Source organism: Streptomyces sp. NPDC091387, assembly GCF_044756945.1.
GTDB lineage: Bacteria > Actinomycetota > Actinomycetes > Streptomycetales > Streptomycetaceae > Streptomyces.
On sequence record NZ_JBIVTZ010000001.1, the window covers coordinates 305,811 to 328,197 of the forward strand.

The 22,387-nt window shown below is 65.1% G+C and carries 12 protein-coding genes and 3 pseudogenes; 10 read left to right on the forward strand and 5 right to left on the reverse strand.

Features of this window, described 5'->3' with window-relative positions; genetic code table 11:
- Positions 1-2: 2 nt before the first annotated feature.
- Positions 3-1,048: pseudogene (locus ACIQM0_RS01580) on the reverse strand (IS630 family transposase).
- Positions 1,049-1,087: 39 nt separating this feature from the next.
- A pseudogene (locus ACIQM0_RS01585) lies at positions 1,088-1,430 on the reverse strand (ISAzo13 family transposase); the annotation flags it as partial.
- A gap of 440 nt (positions 1,431-1,870) precedes the next feature.
- Between ACIQM0_RS01585 and ACIQM0_RS01590 the strand changes: the two are divergent.
- From ACIQM0_RS01590 to ACIQM0_RS01620, 7 genes are all read left to right on the forward strand, one after another.
- On the forward strand, positions 1,871-5,956 hold the full coding sequence (locus tag ACIQM0_RS01590) for a LamG-like jellyroll fold domain-containing protein (RefSeq protein ID WP_401282326.1): 4,086 nt from the start codon (positions 1,871-1,873) through the stop codon (positions 5,954-5,956).
- Positions 5,957-6,094: 138 nt separating this feature from the next.
- Positions 6,095-12,925 (forward strand): polymorphic toxin-type HINT domain-containing protein, encoded by a 6,831-nt coding sequence (locus ACIQM0_RS01595; protein WP_401282329.1) that lies wholly within the window; start codon positions 6,095-6,097, stop codon positions 12,923-12,925.
- A 76-nt stretch (positions 12,926-13,001) separates the two neighbouring features.
- The gene (locus tag ACIQM0_RS01600) at positions 13,002-13,265 is read left to right on the forward strand and encodes a hypothetical protein (protein WP_401282332.1); all 264 of its coding nucleotides are present in this window, start codon (positions 13,002-13,004) and stop codon (positions 13,263-13,265) included.
- Positions 13,266-13,994: 729 nt separating this feature from the next.
- A complete protein-coding gene (locus ACIQM0_RS01605) occupies positions 13,995-15,242 on the forward strand; it encodes a helix-turn-helix domain-containing protein (protein WP_401282335.1) in 1,248 nt (415 codons plus the stop codon).
- A gap of 128 nt (positions 15,243-15,370) precedes the next feature.
- Positions 15,371-15,739: a hypothetical protein gene (locus ACIQM0_RS01610; RefSeq protein ID WP_401282338.1), complete on the forward strand. Its 369-nt coding sequence runs from the start codon at positions 15,371-15,373 to the stop codon at positions 15,737-15,739.
- On the forward strand, positions 15,732-16,019 hold the full coding sequence (locus ACIQM0_RS01615; RefSeq protein ID WP_401282341.1) for a hypothetical protein: 288 nt from the start codon (positions 15,732-15,734) through the stop codon (positions 16,017-16,019). Before ACIQM0_RS01610 ends, ACIQM0_RS01615 begins: the two co-directional genes overlap by 8 nt.
- A gap of 519 nt (positions 16,020-16,538) precedes the next feature.
- Positions 16,539-16,997, forward strand: a complete 459-nt coding sequence (locus tag ACIQM0_RS01620) for a hypothetical protein (protein WP_401282344.1) — start codon at positions 16,539-16,541, stop codon at positions 16,995-16,997.
- Between the two features lie 202 nt (positions 16,998-17,199).
- Here the strand turns inward: ACIQM0_RS01620 and ACIQM0_RS01625 are convergent, their stop codons facing one another.
- The 3 genes and pseudogenes from ACIQM0_RS01625 to ACIQM0_RS01635 form a co-directional block, all read right to left on the reverse strand.
- Positions 17,200-18,483: a tyrosine-type recombinase/integrase gene (locus ACIQM0_RS01625; RefSeq protein ID WP_401282346.1), complete on the reverse strand. Its 1,284-nt coding sequence runs from the start codon at positions 18,481-18,483 to the stop codon at positions 17,200-17,202.
- Entirely contained in the window at positions 18,483-18,707 is a 225-nt protein-coding gene (locus tag ACIQM0_RS01630) for a helix-turn-helix domain-containing protein (protein ID WP_401282349.1), read from the reverse strand. The genes ACIQM0_RS01625 and ACIQM0_RS01630 overlap by 1 nt, the downstream gene beginning before the upstream one ends.
- Positions 18,707-19,667: pseudogene (locus tag ACIQM0_RS01635) on the reverse strand (replication initiator); the annotation flags it as partial. The gene ACIQM0_RS01630 and the pseudogene ACIQM0_RS01635, both read right to left, overlap by 1 nt.
- A 733-nt stretch (positions 19,668-20,400) precedes the next feature.
- Between ACIQM0_RS01635 and ACIQM0_RS01640 the strand changes: the two are divergent.
- The 3 genes from ACIQM0_RS01640 to ACIQM0_RS01650 are packed head-to-tail and all read left to right on the forward strand — an operon-like array spanning position 20,401 to position 22,386.
- The gene (locus ACIQM0_RS01640; RefSeq protein ID WP_401282352.1) at positions 20,401-21,009 is read left to right on the forward strand and encodes a hypothetical protein; all 609 of its coding nucleotides are present in this window, start codon (positions 20,401-20,403) and stop codon (positions 21,007-21,009) included.
- A gap of 10 nt (positions 21,010-21,019) precedes the next feature.
- On the forward strand, positions 21,020-21,997 hold the full coding sequence (locus ACIQM0_RS01645) for an NlpC/P60 family protein (protein ID WP_401282355.1): 978 nt from the start codon (positions 21,020-21,022) through the stop codon (positions 21,995-21,997).
- 50 nt (positions 21,998-22,047) lie between these two features.
- Positions 22,048-22,386 carry a hypothetical protein gene (locus ACIQM0_RS01650; protein ID WP_007447287.1) on the forward strand — a complete coding sequence of 113 codons (339 nt, stop codon included), beginning with the start codon at positions 22,048-22,050 and terminating at the stop codon, positions 22,384-22,386.
- Position 22,387: the final 1 nt, after the last annotated feature.

A 22,387-nucleotide genomic window follows, 5' to 3' on the forward strand; every position in this document is an offset into this window, starting at 1 on the left:
GTTCACTCGTCGAGGGTGCAGCGGACGTGCGGGGCTTTGAAGTAGCCGGTGATGGCGTGGGGTTGGCGTTGCAGGCGGTGGAAGAACCTGCGGGTCTCGGCGGCGAGTTCGGTCCGGTTCCTGGCCCGGTGGGTGTGCGTCAGGCTGCGTTTGAGGTCGGCGTTGACGAGCTCGTCCGGGTTGAGCTCGGGTGAGTACGAGGGCAGGAAGTGCAGTTCGATCTCGTCCTGGTGGTCGGCGAGCCAGGCTCGGACGGTCTTCGAGCGGTGGGCCGAGTGCCGGTCGACGATCAGGTGGACCTTCCGGTCGAAGTGACCGACGATGCGGGCAAGGAAGCGGCACATGACCGTCGCGTCGAACGACTCGTGAAGACCATGAAGTGCATCCGGCCCTTGGTGCTGATCGCGGACATCGCGTTCACGGAGAACCGGTTCCCGGTGCGGCGAACCACCGGTTCCTCCCCCTTCATACCCCAGGTGCGGCCGGTGACCTGGTCCGAGCGGATCCCGACCTGGTCGGCGAACAGGATCTCGCCGTCATCGGCCTTCGCCCGGGCCCGGATAGCCGGCAAGGTCTCCTCGTGCCACGTCCGGACCGCTTCCGGATCCTGCTCGACGGCCCGCTTGTCGGGCCGCTGGAAGGTCAGTCCCCAGCGCTTGAGGTACTTGCCGACCCCGGGATCGGTGAAGCGGACTCCGTACAGCTTGAAGATCAGCCGGCCTATCTGCCCCCGCGTCCACAGCTGGCCCGAAAGCCCCAGGCCGGACGGCGTGTGATCGAGGACAGCCTGCCGCACGGCGGCCTGCTCGGCCTCGGACAGAACCTGATGCTCACCCACGCGCCGGCCCCGCGGCCGGGACAGCAGCGCGTCCCGCCCGTCGGCCTGCCGCCTCGCCCACCAGTTGTCCACGGCCCTGACCGACACCCTGAACAGAGCGGCAACCTCCACCCGGTCCCGGCCCTCCACCAGCGCCGACACCGCCAGCAACCGCACAGCCTCCTGCGCGTCCGGCGACCAAGTCCGCGCATCCCCCACCAGATCACTCACACACCATCAACGAGCCTGAACCCAAAGCGTTTCGGATCAATAGGCGCTGCGTCCTTGGCTGTTCCACCAGCGGCGGATGGACTCCACGGCAAATGCGGCGGTGTCGTGGTTGGTGCCGACGCTGACCCATCCGGTGTTCGCGGCCATCGTGGATCCCGTACGGGATGGCCTTGCCCAGCTCCGGGTCCGGGAAGTGCGTCCGTACCCGGACCGGTTGGCCCTCGCGGTGCCACTCACCGCCGGCATTCTTGTAGTTGCCGACGAGTTCCTTCTTCTTCGTGTCGACACCGACCACCGGATCCCCGGTGGCCTGGTGGTCTTTGGCCCGCTCGTTGATGTAGCGGAACTGGCCTTCCCGGACGAGGTGTTGGCTGCCTCGTAGTCAGACGCCACTTGGCAATTGGTAGGTCAAATCTTTCCTAGAACATGTACATGCCTCAGTACAACTGTGATGCAGAACACGGGTGAGATGGGTGATTTGGCCCCTGAGTCCAAGGTTCTTCCTCCTGTTGACCTGTGCCCTTCCTGTCTAAGGTTTTGCCCAGTTCCCGTCTTCAGGGAATTTTCACAATGTGACTTCTCTGGGGTGGGGATATGTGGGCGCGCATACGAACGCGCGGTGGTGCCGGTTTGTTGTCGGGGGCCTTGAGCCTGGCTGTGGTCGCCGCACTTGCTCCGGCGGTTGCCGTGGCGGCTCCCGCAACGAAGTTCGAGGCAAGTGCTGTTACTCAGGAAGGCAGCGACTCCTCCACGGGTGAGGCGAGCGCTGCCGCTGCGCGCGCTGAGGCTCGGCATACGGGCAGGTCTGTCGAGGTGACGTCCATGCGCGGGGAGTCCAGTGACGTCTACGCGACGGCCGACGGAAACCTGGAAGCACGCGAGTACCTCCGCCCTGTCCGTGCCCGTGTCGATGGGCAATGGAAGCCCATTGACACGGACTTGGCCGTCGATGCCGATGGCGCGGTAGCTCCGAAGGTGGCTGCCGTGGGGCTTGAGTTCTCCGGTGGCGGCGGTGCTCCGCTGGTACAGATGACCAAAGCGGGCCGTGAGCTTGCGCTGACATGGCCGGATGCGTTGCCGAAACCGGTCCTTGACAGAGCGACCGCGACGTACCCGGACGTGCTGCCGGGCGTCGACCTGCGGATGGAGGCGCAGGAGACCGGATACACACAGCTCCTGGTGGTCAACTCCGCCGAGGCGGCGGCGAACCCCAAGCTGTCCGAGCTTCGTCTGAAGCTGTCGGCCGAGGGCATGGATGTTGTCCGCACTGATGAGGGTGGCCTCCAGGCAGTGGACAAGGGCGCCAAAGGAACGATCTTCGAAGCGCCGACGCCGATGATGTGGGATTCCAGCACGGCTGCCGACGCTCCGCCCGAAGGCGTCACCTCACGAGCGGCCGCAGTGGCGTCCCCCGAGGACGGCGAACCGGCGGCCACCGAGTCGGGCAAGCTGGCCGAGGTCGGCGTGGACATTCCCGCCGACGGCGACGAACTGGTGCTGACACCTGACCCGGACGTTCTGCGCGGCGAAGACACCACGTATCCGGTCTTCATCGATCCGCACTTCGACTCGCCACTTCGCACAGCGTGGACGATGGCTTCCAAGTACTGGGCGTCCTCACCGCAGTGGAAGTTCAACGGCGAGTCGACAGCAGGCATGGGTTACTGCAACTGGAGTTACTGCGCGCCGTATGACACCAAGCGGCTCTTCTACCGGATTCCCACCTCGAAGTTCGCGGGCAAGACGATCCTCTCCGCGGAGTTCGTGGTCCGGAACACCTGGTCCGCCTCGTGCTCTGCGCGGAGTGTCGAGCTGTGGCGAACCAAGGACATCTCGAACTCCACGACCTGGAACTCCCAGAACGCTTCGGGCTTCTGGATCAAGATGCTGAAGGCCCAGTCCTTCGCGTACGGGTACGACGGCTGTGCGGCGAAGGACGCGGAGTTCGACGTGAAGTCGGCCGTGCAGGAGGCGGCGAACGGCAAGTGGTCCACGATGACCTTCGGGCTGCGCGCCGGCAGTGAGACGGACGGGAACGCGTGGAAGCGGTTCTCGGACAAGGCCCACCTGCGGGTGAAATACAACCTGCCGCCCAACCAGGTCAAGATGTCGCAGCTGAAGATGGAGTACGGCGGCGCCTGCAAAAAATACGACGCTTCGCCGCCTCACGTGAGAGACCTGGGCAAGATCTACGCCAATAATGTTACGGACCCCGACGGCGACAAGGTCGCAGTCCAGTTCCAGGCGGGCTGGGGAGGCAACGGCAACGGCAACACCACATGGTGGAAGCCTGCCATGACCAGCTACAAGGCGTCGGGCGATCAGTTCCATATCTCTCTTCCGGCGTCCGTACTGCCGAAGAATCAGGAGATCAACTGGTATGTGCGCACGTACGACGGTTCCCAGTATTCACCCTGGTCCCATGCGGGCAGCGCGACCGGTTGCTACTTCACCTATGACCCGGATGCTCCCGCCACCCCCACGATCACATCCACCGACTACCCGAGGTCGACGGATGGCATGGGAGACAACGACCCTTGGTTCGATGGCGTAGGAAAGTATGGGACGTTTCAGATCAAGGGCGCGAAGACCGATGTGACCAAGTACTGGTACGGCATCAACACCGATCCTTCGTCGAAGAACACCCTGACGACATCAGCCGGCGCCGCGAAGTCGATCAAGATTCTGCCGCCGAAGGTGGGCTTGAACTCTGTTACGGCCCAGGCACTGGACGCGGCGGGAAATGTCAGTGCGCCCTTCACCTACTACTTCAAGGTGAGTGCCGGGCAGCCTGAGCGAGCCAGTTGGCAGTTCGATGAGAGCAGTGGTGCGACGCAGGCGGCCGGTTCGACACCCGAGCGCACCGCAGCCCTGCACGGCGGTCCGACGCGTGGAGTGACAGGCGTGCAGGGTGAGGCCATCGAGTTCGACGGTGTGGACGACTACGCCGAGACCGGTGTGCCGGTGCTCGACACCGATCACGGCTTCGCCGTATCGGCTTGGGTGAAGCTGTCCCAGCTGCCGACCAAGGCCGCGATCATCGCCGCTCAGCCGGGCAACAAGAGCCCGGGGTTCGAGCTGTACTACTCCGCCTCGTACGGGCGGTGGGTGTTCAACCAATATGCTGCGGACACGGAGGGTGCCGGCCTGACCCGCGTGATGGCGCCCGCTGCCGGAGGCGTGCAGGTCGGCAAGTGGACGCACCTGGTGGGCCTCTACAACGAGACGGCTATGCGCATTGAGTTGTATGTGGATGGCCAAATGGTCGGGCAGACGGCTCTGCCCTCCGCGTGGAACGCGCGCCGGGGGCTGATTCTCGGTGCCGGCTCCTACAGCGGGCTCACCGACAACTTCTTCCCAGGCGCGATCGATGACGTCCAGCTGTTCGACCGGGGCGTCACGGCGTCCGAGGTGACACGGCTCCACACCCACGCCGTTGTCGGCGATCCAGGTTCGCCGGCCCGCACGACCTTCTCCATGGACGATGCCGTTGAAGATGACGGAACCACTGACACCGCAGTGATCAAGGGGCGCGCCGGAGTCCTTCCGGCGGTTTTCAAGGGTGGTGTCACCACCGGTGTCTCCGGTGTCTCGGGCACCGCGGCTCACTTCGACGGTACGGCCAACGGCTACGCACGGGTCGGGCGGACGAGCGGCCCGCACGTCAACACCCAGCGCAGCTTCACCGTGTCGGCGTGGGCGAAGCTCGACTCCAAGCCGAACCAGGCGGCGATCATCGCCGCCCAGGCCGGGCATGAACGGCCCGGCTTCGAGCTGTACTACTCCTCGTCCTTCAACCGGTGGGCCTTCAACCAGTACGAGTCGGACACGGTGGACGCCAGTGTCATCCGGGCAGTTCAACCGGAGGGCAGCACAGCCCGTACGGGGGAGTGGACGCACCTGGTCGGAGTGCACGACACAGTCGCCGACACGCTCACTCTGTACGTCAACGGTGCACTTGTGGGAACAACGGTCCTCCACGGTGCCTTCAACGCGGACCAGTCGATGTTCATCGGAGCGGGCAGCTACAGCGACAGTATCGGAAACAACTTCCCCGGCTCCATCGACGACGTTCGTCTCTATGACCGACCGGTGTCGGCCGAGGAAGTGCAGCAGTTGTTCCGGCAGAGTCCGGTGATCAAGGGACGCTGGCAGTTCGAGGAGACCACCAGCGGCACACCTCCGACCGTAGCCGATGCCACCCCGGAACACCGTCCCATGAGCCTGTACGGGAATACGCAGTTGGGGCCGGGCCAGATCGACATGAACGGTCTTGACCTCGATGGTGTGGGCGCCTACGCGACGACCTCGACGATGCCGGTTGACACGAGTGCGAGCTTCACCGTGACTGCCTGGGCCCGGGCGGCTGCCACGCCCGACCACGACATGGCGGTCATGAGCGCCGAGGGCACCAACCGCAGCGCGTTCGAAGTCCGCTTCCAGCCCGATCCAGCAGATCCTCAGGGGCTGGGGCGATGGGAGCTGTCCCTTCCCAACAAGGACGCGGCCACGGGAGTCACGGTGGCCACGGTGGGCAACACCGAGTTCAACGATGTCGCCACCTGGAACCATCTCGCGGTGGTCTACGACGGGTTCGCGAAGGAGATCCGTCTCTACGTCAACGGCCATCTCCAGGATGCCGCTTGCGGTGACGCGGACGGTGACGAGCAGCCGGATGATCCCGCCTGCAAGGATCTCGCGTCCTGGGCCGATGACGCGCTCAGCTTCAAGGCTTCGAAGTCACTGCAGATCGGTCGAGCCAAGGGCGATGCGTCCGGCACCTACTTCGCCGGTTCAGTGGACGACGTGTGGGCGTTCCAGGGGGCGCTGGACGACAGCCAGGTCCAGCAGCTGGCCGGTTCCTTCTTCGATATCCCCACTGAGGTCCCCAGCGGCAACCGCAGCTGATCCATACGTGTCGGGTGTGCGGACCCGCCGAGGGGTCCGCACACCCGACACGAGCATTTCCTTTCGTTTCTTTGCTTCATTCTCTGCGTTTGGCTCACATGAGTGGTCAAGCGCCCGACAGTGATGGACACGTCACGTATGAAGGCCACTCCTGGGGCACGGTTGCTCCGCAGAACGTCACTCGCGCTATCCACCGTCCTCATCGCGTCCCTGCTGCAGGGGGTGGCGGCCCCCGTCGCGGCTGCGGCAGCAGGGCTGCCCGGTCTGCCCGCATCGGAGAAGCCTGTCGCGGGTAGCAAGAATGCGAAGGTCAAGCCGCGGGCGCAGCACAAGGGATCGCGCGTCCCGGCAGCTATCCCTCGCCTCACGCTGCCGCAGCCTACCGAGGTCACCACAGCGCTTCCGGCTCAGGGCGCCAAGGGCGCAAATCGGTTCGCCTCGCTCAAGGGGCAGCCGATCGGCATTGCGCGTGCGGCGGGCAAGAGCGCGGCGAAGAGCAGCGGAGCGAGCGAGATGCTTGCTCTGAATGGTGTCACTTCGCGAATACTCGATTCCCAGCACGCCAAGCGTGCAGGGGTGAAGGGATTGCTCTTCACTCTCGCCCCGAAGGCCGCAGATTCCGCCGGCAAAGCCGAAGCACCGGTCGATGTCTCCGTCGACTACTCCTCCTTCGCTCAGTCCTTCGGCGGCTCATACGCGTCCCGCATGCACCTGGTCGAACTGCCGGCCTGTGCGCTGACAACCCCCGAGATGGAAAAGTGCCGCGACGGGAAGCCGGTCGCTGACGTTAACGACACCGCTCAGGAGACGCTGACCGCCAGCGCCGTCGAACTTCAAGCCGACGCGCCTACGGTCCTGGCGGCAACGGCAGCAGCAGAGGGGGACAAGGGCGACTACAAGGCCACCTCTCTCTCGCCCTCCTCCACGTGGAGCACCAGCCTCAACTCGGGTGACTTCAATTGGTCCTATGACTTCCAGGCCCCCGAAGTACCCGGTGGCCTGAAGCCGAGCGTCGGCCTCTCCTACTCTTCGGGTGCCATCGACGGGCGTACCGGAGGGACGAACAACCAAGGCTCCTGGGTCGGTGACGGGTTCGACCTGTGGCCGGGTTCCATCGAGCGCCGCTACAAGCCCTGCGCGGATGACGGTGTGAAGAACGCCGACGGCAGCAAGCCCGGCGACCTGTGCTGGGCATACGACAACGCGTACATCTCGTTCAACGGCTCAAGTGGCGAACTGGTACAGGCCGGTGCCAACACGTTCAAGCTCAAGAATGACAACGGCACGAAGATCGCTCGTCTCTTCAGCACCGAGCGTGGCAATGGTGATGACGACGGTGAGTACTGGCGGGTGACCACCCCGGACGGAACCCGGTACTACTTCGGCTACAACCGGCCCACGGGCTGGACCGAAGGCGCGGCAACCACGGACTCGGCCTGGACGGTCCCTGTCTTCGGGAACGACAGCGGCGAGAAGTGCCATGGTGCGACGTTCGCGGAATCCTGGTGCCAGCAGGGCTGGCGGTGGAATCTCGATATGGTCATCGACACCCACGGCAACACCATGACCTACCACTACGGCAAGGAGAAGAACTCCTACGGCCGTAACCTCAAGGCCGACGACGACACACAGTACGACCGTGGCGGCTACCTCAAGCGCATTGACTACGGGATGAGGAACACCAACACCTACACCCCGAAGCCGCTGGCACAGGTGACATTCGACAACCGGGAACGGTGCCTGCCCCAGACGGGTGTGAGCTGTGAGTCCGACACGATCGACTCCAAGTCCGCCTACTGGTACGACACACCGTGGGACCTGAACTGCAAGGCAACCACCAGCTGCGACAACGGACGGCTTTCCCCGTCTTTCTGGACCCGCAAGCGGCTGACCGGCATCACAACTCAGGTACTCAAGGCGGACGGGACCTACGGCAAGGTCGACTCCTGGAAGTTCGAACACCACTGGGGCACAGCGGATGTCGACTACCAGCTTCTGCTGGACAGCATCCAGCACACCGGTGAATCGGCAACGCCGGCCATCACGCTACCGAAGACCACGTTCACCTATACACAGCTTCAAAACCGCCTCGACAAGATCGGGGACGGCTACGCCCCCTTCGTCAAGGACCGCCTCTTCACGATCTCCGATGAGTCGGGTGGCGAGGTCGGTGCCAACTACACCGAGGCGACGTGCAACTGGAGCGATCTGCCGACTCCTGAGACGAATACGACGAGGTGCTTCCCGCAGTACATCGGTGGTGACAGCACCGATGACGCGGATCTGCAGTGGTTCAACAAGTACGTCACCCATTCGGTGACCAGGACGGACCGTACGGGGAAGTCTCCTGACCAAGTCACCCAATACGACTACATCGGCGATGCTGCTTGGCATTACGACGATGACGACGGGCTGACCAAGGAGAAGGAGAAGACTTGGTCCCAATGGCGTGGCTACGGCCAGGTCAGGGTCAGGACCGGTGGGCAGGGTGGCGCCGGTGAGATGAAGACCCAGCAGGACAGCTACTTCCTGCGTGGTATGAACGGCGACCGCAAGAACGCTGCTGGAGGTACCAAGTCCGTCTCCGTCGCACTTGATGCGGACGAGGGCGAAGCCATCACCGACCACGAAGCTGTTTCAGGCTTCGGCTACAAGACGGTGACCTTCGACAAGCCCGGTGGCAAGGTTCTCGGCAAGACCATCAGTCGCCCCTGGTACCACCAGACCGCGGAGAAGGTCCGGGACTGGGGCACCGTAACCTCCAACTTCACCGGGATCTCCAGCGCCAAGACCTGGACGTCGCTGGACGCGGGCGCAGGCGTCAAGTGGCGCACCACCGCAACGGCTACCAAGCACGACACTAACGCGGGCCGTGTGATCGAGGCCGACGACTTCGGCGACGACTCGACCTCGACGGACAACACATGTACGCGTACCACCTACGCGGGCGATGCGACTGCCGCGATCCTCAGCATGCCGGCCCGCGTGGAGACGGTCGCAAAAGCCTGTGACGCAACCGTCGATCGAAAGAAGGACGTCCTGAGCGACGTCCGCTCGGTCTATGACGGCGGCGCCTATGGTGCCGTCCCCACGAAGGGAAATGTGACCGCCGCCGCCACCCTGAAGAGCCATGACGGTACGAAGGCGACCTACCTCGAAGCCGGGGTGACCTTCGACATATACGGCAGGCCGCTGACCGCGACGGACCTGACCGCCAACGTGACGGTCACGGACGACGGCACCCCTGTCCGCACCGCCCGTACAGACGGTCGCACCAACACAACCGAGTACACGCCCGCCACCGGATTCGCCACCCAGACGAAGGTGACCACACCCCCGGCCCAGGCGTCCGACGCCACAACGGCCCAGGTAAGCACCACGAGCATCGATCCGGCCCGAGGTCTTGTCGCCAAGCAGACCGACACGAACAACAACGTCACCGAGTACGCGTACGACGCGCTGGGACGGACAACCAAGGTCTGGGCTGCCGATCGCCGCAACAGTCAAACTCCCACCAAGGAGTTCGTCTACACGATCGATGAAGGCAAGCCGGTCGCGGTCGCATCCAAGTCGCTGAACAACACCGGCGGGCAGATCACGTCCTACGAACTGTTCGACGGATTCCTGCGAAGCCGCCAGACCCAGGGACCCGGGCCCGATAGCGGCAGCATCATCACGGACACCTTCTACGACGAACGCGGCCTCGCCACCAGGACGTTCGCCCCGTACTACATAACGGACGCGCCCAGCATCCAGCTCTTCAAACCGAATGACGCACTCTCTGTCGAGACCCAGATCCGTGCCACGTACGACGGACTGAACCGCGCTGTGCAAACCCAGCAGGTAGCCGGCAACAGCGGTGAAGGCCAAGTCCTCAACACAACCAAGACCATCTACGGCGGCGACCGCACCACGGTCATCCCTCCGGTCGGCGGCACAGCCACCACGACCCTGAGCGACGCCCGCGGCAACACCACGGAACTGCGTCAGCACCACACTCGGTCCGCCGATGCCGCCTACGACAGCACCACCTACCACTACACACCGCGCAACGAACTGGACAAGGTCACCGACCCCGCCGGAAATCACTGGACGTACACATACGACCAGCTCGGCCGCAACACCTCCGCGACCGATCCCGACCAGGGCACCACGAACACCACCTACGACGACCGTGGCCAAGTGACGTTCACCAAGGGGTCACGCGCTGACGTTCCTGGACTGGCTTACCTCTACGACAACCTCGGTCGCCAGACCGAGGTGCGCGAGAAGTCTGCCACCGGAACCCTGCGGACCAAGCAGGTCTACGACACGGTCGCACTTGCCAAGGGACAGCTCGCAGAGTCCACCCGATACGTGGACAGCCAGGCATATACCTCCAAGGTCACCGCCTACGACAAGCTCTACCGCCCGACCCGGACCGCGGTCGTCATCCCCGCTGCCGAAGGTGCTCTCCAGAGCACCTACCAGACCGGGACCACGTTCCACCCCTCCGGGCTGACCGCAACCGTGAGCTACTCCGCGGCTGGCTCGCTGCCGGGCGGTTCCGCCAACTACACCTACGACAACGCGACACTCCGCCCTGCGACGGTCTACGGCGAGGGCATGACCTCCAGCGTCAGCTACAGCCTGACCGGCAAGCCGCTGCAGTACCAGATGAGCCTGACCACCGGCGGCAAGAAGACAGAGGTCACCAACTCCTACGAGTGGGGCACCCAGCGCCTGGCCACCTCCCGCGTCGACCGCCAGGACCAAACCGGAGCCGACCGCTACGCCACGTACCACTACGACGAGGTGGGCGACATCCGCTCGATCTCGGACGCGTCCCGGACCGGTACAGACAACCAGTGCTTCACGTACGACTACCTCGGCCGACTGACCGAGGCCTGGGCACAGCCGACTACGACCTGTGCGGCTGCACCTGCGGCTTCGACGGTCGGGGGCCCCGCCCCGTACTGGCAGACGTTCACCTACGACAAGGCCGGCAACCGTGCCACACAGACCCGGCACGATGTAACGGGTGACGCTGCAAAGGACATCAAGGAGACCTACTCCTACCCATCGCCTGGCTCGCCCCAGGCTCACAGCCTGACCTCCCGGACGACAACCGGGCCCGCCGGCCCCAGCACCGACACCTACACGTACGACCCAAGCGGAAACACGGTCACCCGCCCGGGACAGTCGCTCACCTGGGACGCCGAGGGCCACCTGGCAAGCGTCACCAAGAGCGGCAAGACCACCAACTACCTCTACGACGCCTCCGGCAACCGGCTCATAGGCCGGACCCCGACCGAGACCACCCTGTACCTGGGGAACACGGAAGTCACCCTTCCCACCGGCGCCACCAAGGCAAAGGCCACACGTTACTTCGACCTTGGCGGCGGCCAGATGGCCATCCGCAGCGACGACGGCACTTTCGCCTTCACCGTCGCAGACCAGCACGGCACCGGTGAACTGGCGATCCAGGCGTCCAGCCTCGCCATCTCGCAGCGCCGCACGCTCCCCTTCGGCGGAGAACGAGGCACAACACCACCGACAACCTGGCCGGGCACCAAGGGATTTGTTGGCGGCACCGACGACACCAGGACCACCGGCCTCACCCACCTCGGCGCACGCGAATACGACGCCGACCTGGGCCGCTTCATCTCGGTCGACCCGGTCCTGGACGTGGCCGATCCCCAGCAGATGAACGGCTACACCTACAGCAACAACAACCCTGCCACCTTCTCCGATCCCACCGGCTTGTATCTCGATGACGGCACTGGCCACAGCGAGCAACGCACGGGCAAGCAGCGCAAAGACGTCGGAAAGGTCCGCGGAGGCACCGGTGAGAACGGCTGCTATTACACCTGTGGTCAGGACAGTGGCGACAGCAGCGGAACGATAACGGATATTGGCGATGGGGCACCAGACGGTTTCCCGGAACCTGAAGCCGTAAAGCTGTTTGTTGGAAAAAAGGGAGACGTTACAACCCTTCTCAAGCAGGCCAAGGGGTGGGACACCTACATCCCAGGGCTTTCCGACGAGCTAAATGTTGAACTCTATCTTCGGGAGCGATGCAGCCAAAGCTTCGTCGACGGTTGTGCAGAATTCCGGAAGTTCTACGGATCCTGGCAGCACGTAGACAACATACCTGCGCTCGACACATGCCCAATCTGTTCGAACCCTGGATTCGCTTTGGTGTTGGCCGCAGGGTTGCGTGGCGCAGGGCTGCGTGGTGGGTGCACCAAGTGCTTTTTGGCCGGCACGGGCGTACTCATGGCGGATGGCACAACAAAAGACATAGATAAAATCAAAATCGGTGACAAGGTACTCGCTACGGATCCGGAAACGGGCGAGACGAAGGCCGAACGCGTCACGCGTACCATCGTCACTGAAAATGATAAGTGGTTCAACGAACTTGTCGTATCGACGCCTGATGGCGACAAGAAGCTCACGGCAACATATGAGCATCCGTTCTGGTCGCCGTCCGCGAAAGGTTGGGTGCCTGCTGGCGAGTTGACGGAAGGGATGACCCTGCTGACGGCCGGGGGTACCACCGTCAGGGTTGCTGACAATCGCGCCTATGGTAGTCATGCGCGAACTTACAATCTAACGATCGACGACTTGCACACGTACTATGTGCTGGCGGGCGAGACTCCGGTCCTAGTTCACAACTCAAACTGCGGGCCCTGGACCTCTTACCGGAAATTCGATGACGCCGGTCATCCGGTGGATGGAACCCGAGTGCCAACGAATGAAGCTCTCGACGCGGCGGAGAGGTGGGTTGGGCCCGGCTATTCCGAACCCGTGAAGGGCAGTGGGCGATACGTCTCAAAGGACGGCACGCGCGTTGCCAGGATGGGTGAATCGGATATCACAGGACAGCACGGCGGTGGTCCTCACATGAACTTTGAGCGAATGGTGCCGAATCCAAGGAAGCCAGGCAAGTCAATGGTTGTAGAAAATCGACACATCTACCTCGAATAGAACCTGCAGGCCGGGGGGCCGTCGAACGAGACCTTGACGGCTCCCCACTGCGTCGCCACAGGAAGTGATAGTAGCGATGGATCGTGTGATCGATGTTCCAGAATACCGGGTTGGCGAAGGACTGCACTTCGTCTGGGACGATGATTTTGAAATTGAATTGACGGTCAGATCGGCGGAGGTGATCATCAAGGCGAATCGCGCCGGATTGACTTCACTGGCACGTCACCTATTGACCCTTGCTCAGCAAGGTGTTCATGAAGGTTCTCATATTCACCTAACGGCGGATCAAGAGATCGAATCTGAAATCGACCTCATTCTTGAGCGGGTGGAGAAAGATTGATCTTCTTGTGTCTGGCAGGCCGTTGACGGCAATGGGTGACGGCAACGTCGGCGGACTGTTTGCCGAGCATGGTGCGGCGCCCACGCGCGATGGCACCGAGCGTCTGCGCCATGCCCGACGCCGCCCAAAGCGAAGGCATCGACACTGAAACGCACGTTCCGGGGTGGCGGGGGCCGTCCGTGCTCGGTCAGCGGGTGAGCTGTTCAGAGTTTCTTTACTGGTTCAAGGCGGCCCGCTGGCGCGGCCCGCGCGCGCCCGGCCCCTCGGGGCCGCCGCCCGCTCCTGTCTCCGCCCCGCTTGCCGACGACCCCGCCGGACCGGGCGCGCAACAGTGAGCACAACGAACCTTTCCAGGGGCTCCGCCCCAGACCCCGGCCCTCCCTCCGAGGGGGTGGGGCATGTGGGTCGGGTGCGGCTTCGTCGTGGTGTGGGGTTCGGGGGTCGCGGGAGGGGGTCCCTCGCCGCCCGGTCACCGGAGGCGTACCAGGAACCCCCGGGGGCCGCCAAGGCCGAGCGCACGCGTCACGAAGTGAGCCTTGGCGGCCCCCGAGGAACCCTGGCACGGCAAAGCTGCCCGACCGACGAGGGACCCCCTCCCACTCAGGCCGCGATCCTGCCGGAGTGCCGGACCGGCACATGGTCAACTACCGCCCGTGGGTGGACGTCTGCCGGATCGCACCCGGCTGAGGTACCGGCCGGGCGTACCGTGGAATGGGAGGTGGTGAGTTGATGACGACCGAGCTGGCCGACAACGTCCGCAAGTACCGACGCCGCGCGGGGATGAGCCAGGAGGAACTGGCCCACGCTGCAGGCGTATCACCGGGCACCGTACGCAAGGCCGAGCAGGGCGGCACTCTCCGCATGGAAACCTTGCACATGCTCGCCCGAGCGCTGGGGGTGACCACCGCCGCCTTGATGGCGTCCGATGCCCCGGAGCCCGTCGGGCGGAGCGAGGAGCCCAACCGCGTCAACCTGATTCAGCTCCGCGCCGCCCTCACCCCAGCCGTCGGGCTCGTGGACCAGGAAGCCGAAGCCGTGGGCGAGGAACCGAACCTGCGCACCTTCCGGCGGACGCTGCAAGACGCACGGGTGCTGTACTTCTCCGACAGCTACAAGAGCGTCGCGGCTCAACTACCGGGCCTGCTGCGTGATGCCGCACAAGCTGTCGCCTTCTACGACAGCGGGGACGAGCACCGGCAGGCCCTGTTGGCCCGCGCCGAGGCGCTGCGTCTGGCCGGCACCTACCTCACCCAGGTCCGGCAGTACGACATCGCGTACGCCGCTGTGCGCGGCGCCATCATGGACGCGCGTCAGGCCGGAGACATGCTTGCGGCGGGCTCCGGTGTCGGCTGCATGTGCTGGCTGCTGGTGAGGCAGGGAAGGTTGGACGAGGCGGAACAGGTCGCCGCCCGGAGCATGGACGCGGTGGAGCCGAAGATCACCGGGGCCGAGTCGGACCACTACGCGGTGTGGGGCGGTCTGGCGATGGAGGCCGCCGCCGCAGCCGCGAGGAATAACCGTCCCGACGAGGCGAAGGAGTACCGTCAGGCCGCCCGGGTCGCGGCAACCGCGGTTGGGACAGCGCATCGCAACGTCTCCCGGCACTGGTCCGTCTTCGGGCCGGTCACCGTCGCGGTCAAGGCACTCGAAGACTCCCTGGTCATTGGCGACGCCCGCGCGGTGGTGCGCAGGGCAGGCGAGCAGGAGGAGTTGTCGCCCAAGGCGTGGAAGCGTCTGGGCAGGCCCAGCACCAACGACGGGAACCGCTTCACCCTCGATGTGGCGCGCGCCCACACCCGGACCGGCGACCTGTCCGCCGCCATGGACGAGTTGACCCGTGCCAGGGAAGCCGCCCCGCAATGGCTGCGGCACCAGAACGGGGCCGCCGAGACCATGCAGGAAATCCTCGGCAAGCGCAAGCGCACCCTCACGACAGAGATGCGCGAAATGGCCGACTACCTGGGCGTAGTCGGGTAGCTGCCACGCAGCGTGGCAGTTCGTGAACCAAGAGTCGCGAACTGCCATGACTTCTGGCTGGGGTGACGATCAGTCAGTGCCTACGGTTCAGTGTGTCCACCATCAGTGACCCAGGCCGGGGGTGCCCAGTGAGCCAGCCCAGGAGCGATGCCAACCGCACGCGTCGCAGAGAGCTGTACGACGCCGCGTCGGGCGGGGGAGGTCCCCGCTTACTGCCGTGGACCAGCCCGGAGGGGAAGCCCTGCTACCTGAGCACCGACGGCCGGGGCTACCTCTCCACCCTCGCCGACAGCATCGAGACGGCACAGCTCAGCATGGGCCAGGAACTGCTGGAGTACGCCCGCGACGCCACGGCGCCCGGCGCGAAAAGCCTGTCGGCGACCGAATACCGCTGGCTGGCCCGCCGGTTGACAGAAGCCCTGACGGACGCGCTCAGGGTCGCGGACTCACGCGGACAGCGCATCACGGATCACGAAGAGGCGACCGAAGGTGCCTGACTCCCCGAACGCAGGCGCACCAGTACGCAATGCCGCTCGGGGGCGCTACCGCTTCCGCGAGTACCACGTGACCACCGGCCCCGACCCCCTGGCGCTGCCGACCATCGAGGCGGTCTGCGTCACCGGCGAAGAGCGCAACTGCGGTGCCACGTCAGGCACGCTGCACACCTCGGACGAGCTGACCCGCTGGATCGCCGAACACTGTGCCCAGAGCGGCCACGAGCTGTACGAACATGCTGTCCGCGCCCTCGTCCGCGCCGAGCCCGGCGCGTGGCAGTAGAGTCCCCCGCGCCGACAGCACGGCAGCGGCAACGCGACCCGTGCGGCCCGAGCCGCTGACGGCAGTAGCGACGGCAACACCCACGGATTTCCCCGCACAACCACGGACACCAGCGGAACCCGAAACCGCCGCTGATCTGCGAATACGCAGATAGAGAGGGTCCGGGTGGCACACGTACTATGTACTCGCGGGTAAGACGCCGGTGCTCGTTCACAACAGCACATGCCCTGAGTATGAGAACCCGGGGCACCATGATCCGACGGGTGGCCCGAACCCGTATGTTCCGAAGAAGGCAGTGCTGCCGGGTGACGCTGGGGAGCAATTCGGCAAGAGCGTTCTCGTCGACGGCACCAGGTGGACTAAGGTCGGTTCCGGCAAGAGTGCCGAGTACTACCGTTACTTCGATGACGGCAACGGTAAGTGGCACTGGAGTGGCAGTACCAGCGGTGTGACGAAGTCGGGTACTCCGGTTCCGATTCCAATGAGTCGTGTTCCCATTCAGGTCAAGAGAGGCTAGACGTGAAGTTCTTGACCGACGACGGTCGATTCGGAATTCTTGTCGCCCCTTTGAAGGGCCGCGGAATGTTCCGGTTCCAGCTCATCATCGACAGTCATTTGATCGGTGACACCGAACCGTGCATTCTGGGCACAGCCATGGCCAGGCTGGGTGACCTGACGCATCTGGAGGACGATCGGCTTAGTCTCTTGTTCTCGGACAGGGATGCCGTACTCTCGGCGTTGCTGACTGAGGAGGAGCTCCACGACCGCACAACCCTGTCTATCGCCGAGTCGTTGGACGACTGGTTGATCCACGGATACGTATACAAGGGGAACGTAGTTGTGGTGGCGCGAGGTGACGAGGATGGATCTTTGATGGGCCCTACGCTGGTCGCCGTCGTGGCATCTGCCGAGTATGATCCGATTGTCCAGGCAGCTCGCAGTTATTGGTCGAGTGTCAATAGTTCCTTCATTTCGTGATTTGCTGATCGCGATGGAAAGGATTCACTGCCAGATTGCTGGAGGCGGGTAGATTCCCCTGCTGAGCAATCCGGCAGCCTGGTCCTATCGAAAATGGGATCTCCATTCGAGCCGCATGAATTTCCAATCGCACCTCTGAGGCCCCATCGGTTGTGACTGATGGGGCCTCAGAGGTGTCTGACGGCAGTAGTTGACGGCAACGTCAGGGGACGGGGACTGCGCAGAGCGGTGGGTCGTCGCGGTCGGCGGAGTCGCGGAGGGCGTGGCCGAGGAGGTCGATGGCGTTTCGCTGGAGGCGGAGCCTTACGTGGGCATAAACGGTGGCGGTGACGCCGATGTGGGCGTGGCCGAGAAGTTCCTTGATGACGACGAGTTCGACTCCCTGTTCCAGCAGGAGGGTCGCGGTCGAGTGTCGAAGGTCGTGGAAGCGGATGCGGCGGAGGCCTGCCTTGCGGAGGAGCGTGGTGAAGGTCCGGGTGAGGTTGGTCGGGTCGATCGGTCTGCCCTGAGGGGTGGTGAACACGTACGCGCTCTGCTGCCACTCGGCGCCCGCAGTGTTCTGTTCCTGCTGCTGTTCGCGGTGGTGTTTCAGCGACTGGAGGCAGCGGGCGGGGAGTGCGATGCGACGCTCGGAGGCCCGGGTCTTGGTGGGCAGCGTGGTGAGGCCGCCTGCGTTGGTGCGCTGCAGCGTCCGGCGGATGGATGCGGTGCCCGCGTTGAGGTCGAGGTCTTCCCAGCGGAGGCCGAGGAGCTCACCCTTGCGTAGGCCAGTGTGGAGGGCGAGTTCGTACAGTGCGTGCAGACGGGTGCCCTTGACGGCGGCGAGAAACTGGTGGGCTTCGTCGGCGGTGAGTGGTTCGAAGCGGCGGGGGCGGGGTGTACCAGTGCGGACGTTTCGGGCCACGTTACGGGGGATCTCCTCTTCTCGGACGGCTTGCTCCAGGGCGGACTTGAGGACGGAATGGATGTACGCGAGCGTCAGCGGGGAGAGACGCTTGGAGCAGCACGCTCCGGTGGCGCAGCATCGGGGCTGATCGCGACCGACGTCGATGCCGCGTGCGCAGCACTGGCAGGTGGTACGGAGTTCGTTGAGCCAGGTGCGGACGTCCTTGGCAGTGAGCTTGGCGAGCTTCTTCTTGCCGAGACCGGGGATGAGGTAGCGGTCGATGCAGGCGGTGTATCGGGTGTGGGTGGTCTCGCGGAGGTGGTGGACGGCGACGTTCTCCAGCCAGTACGTCAGGTACGCGGCCAGGCTGCCCTGCGCGGAGGGGGCGGGGAGGCCGCGGTTGCTGGCGGCGATCTTCTCGGTGAGCTTGGCCAGGGCTTCCTTGCGGGTGGTGCCGTAGACGCGGACGCGGCGGCGGGTGTTGCCGGGTGCAAGGACGTATCCGGCGGCTTCCCAACGGCGGTCCTTGCGCTGGTAGACGGATCCGTCGCCGTTGGCGCGGACACGGCGGGAAGCGGGGGCGTCGCGGGGTGTGGTCATCAGGCGGCTTCCTGTTCGAGGCGGGTGCGGATGAAGTCGGTGAGGGCGTGGGTGGGGATGCGGCGGGCGCGGCCGAGGGTGATTGAGGCGAGTTGGCCGGTGCGGAGGAGGTCGTAGACGGCGGAGCGGCCGAGCTGGAGGCGGGCCATAACCTGGGGCACCGTGAGCAGGTCCAGCGCCGGTGCCGCCTGCTTGTGGAGGGCGGTGAGCGGAGGCGTGGACATCAGCTGCCCCCTTCGGTCGTGAACTGCCGTTCCATTTCCCTGCGGTGCCTTACGGAGGCGGCGAGGAGGCTCGCGCCGGGGCTGTAGCCCGCGCCGAGGTAGTCCCAGTGGCCGATGACGAGCGTGGTCGTCGGGTCGGGTTCGGGGAGGCCGGCGTGGGCGTGGGCCTGTTCGGTGCGCCAGGTGCGGCGGGCGTCGCGCAGCGCGCCGAGGGTGGTGGAGTAGCTGCGGGACTTGGTGGAGAAGTGGCCTCGGAAGCCGAGCATGTGCGCCCACTTCCAGAGCTTGAGTTCGGCGAACTCGGGCAGCCTGCCGAGTTCCCAGCAGGTGCGGATCATCTGTCGGACGTGGCGGGCGACGGCGAGGCGGGGCAGTGGCCTAGCCTGTCCGGTACCGTCGCAGGCGGGCGCAGGGGAGCGGGGTGCCGTGGGGCAGGAGAGTGGTTCCGCGCCCGTGGCAGGGGCGGCAGAACAGGGCGCGGTCGAGGGTGCCGGAGTCGTCGGCGGACTTGGTGGCGTACTTGGCCACGTAGGCGGCCACGGCCTGATCGGTGAATTCGGCGTCGGTGCCGAAGGCCGTGATCTCGGATACGTCGAGCTGCTTGCCCCAGGCGAGTTCGCGTTCTCCGACCGCGTCCGAGGTGACCGTGACACGGACTCGGGCGTGGGCGGTGCATACGGCGTCACTGAGCACGGCGACGGTGGCGTAGGGCGGCGGGGACTGGCTGTTGCCGTCCGGGCCGTCGAGCCGAATGACGGCGTGGAAGTGGACCAGCCCGCGCTGCTGGTACTCGGCGACCTTCGCGAAAGAGATCCGCAGGACCGCATGAGCGGTCTTCTGCGACATGCCGAGCCCGGCGGCGAGTTCGCGGCGCAGGTAGGTGGTGAAGCGGGCCCACAGGGCTCCGGCGTGGGCGTTGAACAGGACCGCGCCCGCGTAGTCGTACGTCGCCGGGTTCAACCCGCTGAAGATCGCTTCCCGGAATCGGGAGCGGTTTGGCCAACCGATCCGCCAGATCCCGCTGCCGTGTGCGAGCTCGGCGCGCTCCCGTCACCACCCAGCATCCCGTCACATCAGTCGTCACATCACGAAGTGCGGCTGGATTACGGGTCCGATTACAGAGCACTGCCCCGAGACGGCCACTGTCCTTCTGGATTTCAGCGGTGCCGTCCTGGCTCCGGTCGGAGCCAAAGCCGCACCACCGAAATCCAGAAGGACGACGCACTCACCACTCGCATTACTTCACGACGTGGTATTTATAGGACCGTAAGCCGCTCCGCCGAAAGCCGGAACTTAATTCCTGGAATTAAGTTCCGGCTTTTTTGTTGATTCGAGTTGTCCGCAAACCCCTGCAAGGATTCAGGCACGGCCAACGCCACAAGACTTTTCTGGCCTTTGAGATCCGTTTGGGATCTCCTTCGAATCACGCAAGGGACTGATGGCCTTGATATGAGTGACGTCCCGGCAGCTCAACCGTCTCACAGACGCGAAACACGATCGAACTCTTCGACAGATGAGACAGGCAGATAGAGCTACACGCTCCGGCCTGCTTCTCAATTTCTCCGGCATTCGCCGGTAAAGCCCGCAGGAGGAATCCCCCTCTTCCTGCGAAGGAGCGGCGCGGCTCCCAGCCCCCGCGGGGCCGCGCCGCTCGCACTTCCGAAATCTCTTGCACCAAGGTTGTGGTTCCCGCATGCCTCGATCCACCCGTTTCATACATATATCAGCCGCAATAGGCGTAGCTGGTTCCCTGGTTCTCCTGTCGGCCGGCTGCTCCAGCTCGGACAGCGGCACATCCGCCGCCTCGACCGCGTCCACGCAGCCGCCCTCGGTCTCGGCGGGCATCCCCGACACCGCCCCGTCGCACAGCGGCAGCACCGCCTCCCCGGCAGCAACCCGCCTCCCGACAGACGTTGAGCGGACAGCGCGCGCCTTCGCAACGGCCTACGCAGAACACGACGCCCGCGACGGCGCCGACAGCTCATACGCGGATGCCGGCGCTCGGGCCGCCCGGCTCGCCTCGGGCGAACTGGCGGGCGTCCTCGCCCAGAAGCGACCGAGCCAAGACGCCGCATGGGCCGCCCTGCGGGCCGAGAAGGCACACCAGACGGCCAAGATCACGTCCGCCGTCATCCCCGACGGTGCGCCTGCGGCAACGGCCTCCTCCGCCCTCGTCCGCGTGAGCTACACCCTCACGACCACCCCGAAGTCCGGCCACGCGCGCAGCAGTAACGAACAGCTCGCACTCCGCCTGGAGCACACCACCGAGGGCTGGCGCGTCACCGCCTTGCCCTGGGCGTGACGGGGCCGCGATGAACAAGGGCACACAAGCTGGTCTGGGACTCGTCACGGCCGGGCTCATCACCGGCGTCGCCGTGCTGACCACGTTTGGAGGCGCCGACAGCGCCTCCGCGCAGGAAGCCGGACCTGGGGGCGGCATCACGACGGACGCGCCTGTACCGGGCTGGGTCCGTGAGCTGATCAACAAGCACGCGGGCGAGTGCCCGCAGGTCACAGCTTCCCTCCTGGCGGCTCAGCTGTACACGGAGAGCAACTTCAACTCCGGTGCGACCTCACCCGTCGGCGCCCTCGGCATCGCTCAGTTCATGCCGGGGACCTGGGCACAGCACGGCAAGGACGACGACGGCGACGGGGTCAAGGGCATCCGAAATCCTGCCGATGCCATCGCCGCACAGGCCGCGTACGACTGCACCTTGGCCAAAGAGGCCAAGAAGGTACCGGGCGACTCAACGGACAACATGCTGGCCGCGTACAACGCAGGCGGCGGCGCGGTGATCAAGTACGGCGGCATCCCTCCGTACCCCGAGACCCGCGACTACGTACGCAACATCCGTGCGCTGGCCTCGAAGTGGGCCGACGCCGTCAGCCCTGGCGCCCCGGCCGGCAAGGGCGCTGCTCGTGCGATCTCGGCCGCAAAGACAGCTCTGGGCACCTGGTATCGGTGGGGCGGCAGTTGTGTCATGCCGTACGAGGGCGTGGGCGGCTGCGACTGCTCCTCGCTCACCAAGATGGCCTGGTCAGCGGCGGGGGTGAACCTGCCGCGAACCACATACGACCAGGTCCACGCGGGGACCGCCGTCAAGGCCGTCTCCCAACTCGTCCCGGGCGACCTGCTGTTCAGCGTCCCTGGCGGCGCCGGGCCTGAGCACGTCGGCATGTACATCGGCGACGGCCAGGTCATCGACGCCCCGCACACCGGGGCTCAGGTGCGGATCAAGCCGCTCAGCTACTGGAAACCGCAGATCATCGCGATGCGGCACGTCGACTAATCACCTCAAAATATCCCAAACCATCCCTCACAGCACCAAGGGGCTGAACCATGCACAACCTCCTTTCTGCCGCTGCCGATCCCTCCCTGCACACGACCCTCGCCGCCGGAGCCGATGTCGTGTCCGGTGTGAAGCCGGACTGGGGACCCTTCGGGAAGCTCGGCGGCACGGCGAAGGTCATCCTGGGTGTCATCGCCGCCGTCGTCCTCGTCGTCGGCGCCGGTGCCTTCCTCGCCGGTGTCGGCAAGTCGAAGGGGTGGTTCGGCGAGGGCCACTCCACGATGGACAGCTCGCGCGGCAAGGGCATGATGGTCGGCGGCCTGACCTGCGTCTTCCTCGTGGCCAGCTTCGGCACCATCTTCGCCATCACGTACGGCATGGGTGTGTGAC

Coding starts and splice junctions, on each gene's coding strand:
- ACIQM0_RS01590 (WP_401282326.1), top strand. CDS start 1,871: ATGCGCGGGGAGTCCAGTGACGTCTACGCGACGGCCGACGGAAACCTG.
- ACIQM0_RS01595 (WP_401282329.1), top strand. CDS start 6,095: ATGAAGGCCACTCCTGGGGCACGGTTGCTCCGCAGAACGTCACTCGCG.
- ACIQM0_RS01600 (WP_401282332.1), top strand. CDS start 13,002: ATGGATCGTGTGATCGATGTTCCAGAATACCGGGTTGGCGAAGGACTG.
- ACIQM0_RS01605 (WP_401282335.1), top strand. CDS start 13,995: ATGACGACCGAGCTGGCCGACAACGTCCGCAAGTACCGACGCCGCGCG.
- ACIQM0_RS01625 (WP_401282346.1), bottom strand. CDS start 18,483: ATGACCACACCCCGCGACGCCCCCGCTTCCCGCCGTGTCCGCGCCAAC.
- ACIQM0_RS01630 (WP_401282349.1), bottom strand. CDS start 18,707: ATGTCCACGCCTCCGCTCACCGCCCTCCACAAGCAGGCGGCACCGGCG.
- ACIQM0_RS01640 (WP_401282352.1), top strand. CDS start 20,401: ATGCCTCGATCCACCCGTTTCATACATATATCAGCCGCAATAGGCGTA.
- ACIQM0_RS01645 (WP_401282355.1), top strand. CDS start 21,020: ATGAACAAGGGCACACAAGCTGGTCTGGGACTCGTCACGGCCGGGCTC.
- ACIQM0_RS01650 (WP_007447287.1), top strand. CDS start 22,048: ATGCACAACCTCCTTTCTGCCGCTGCCGATCCCTCCCTGCACACGACC.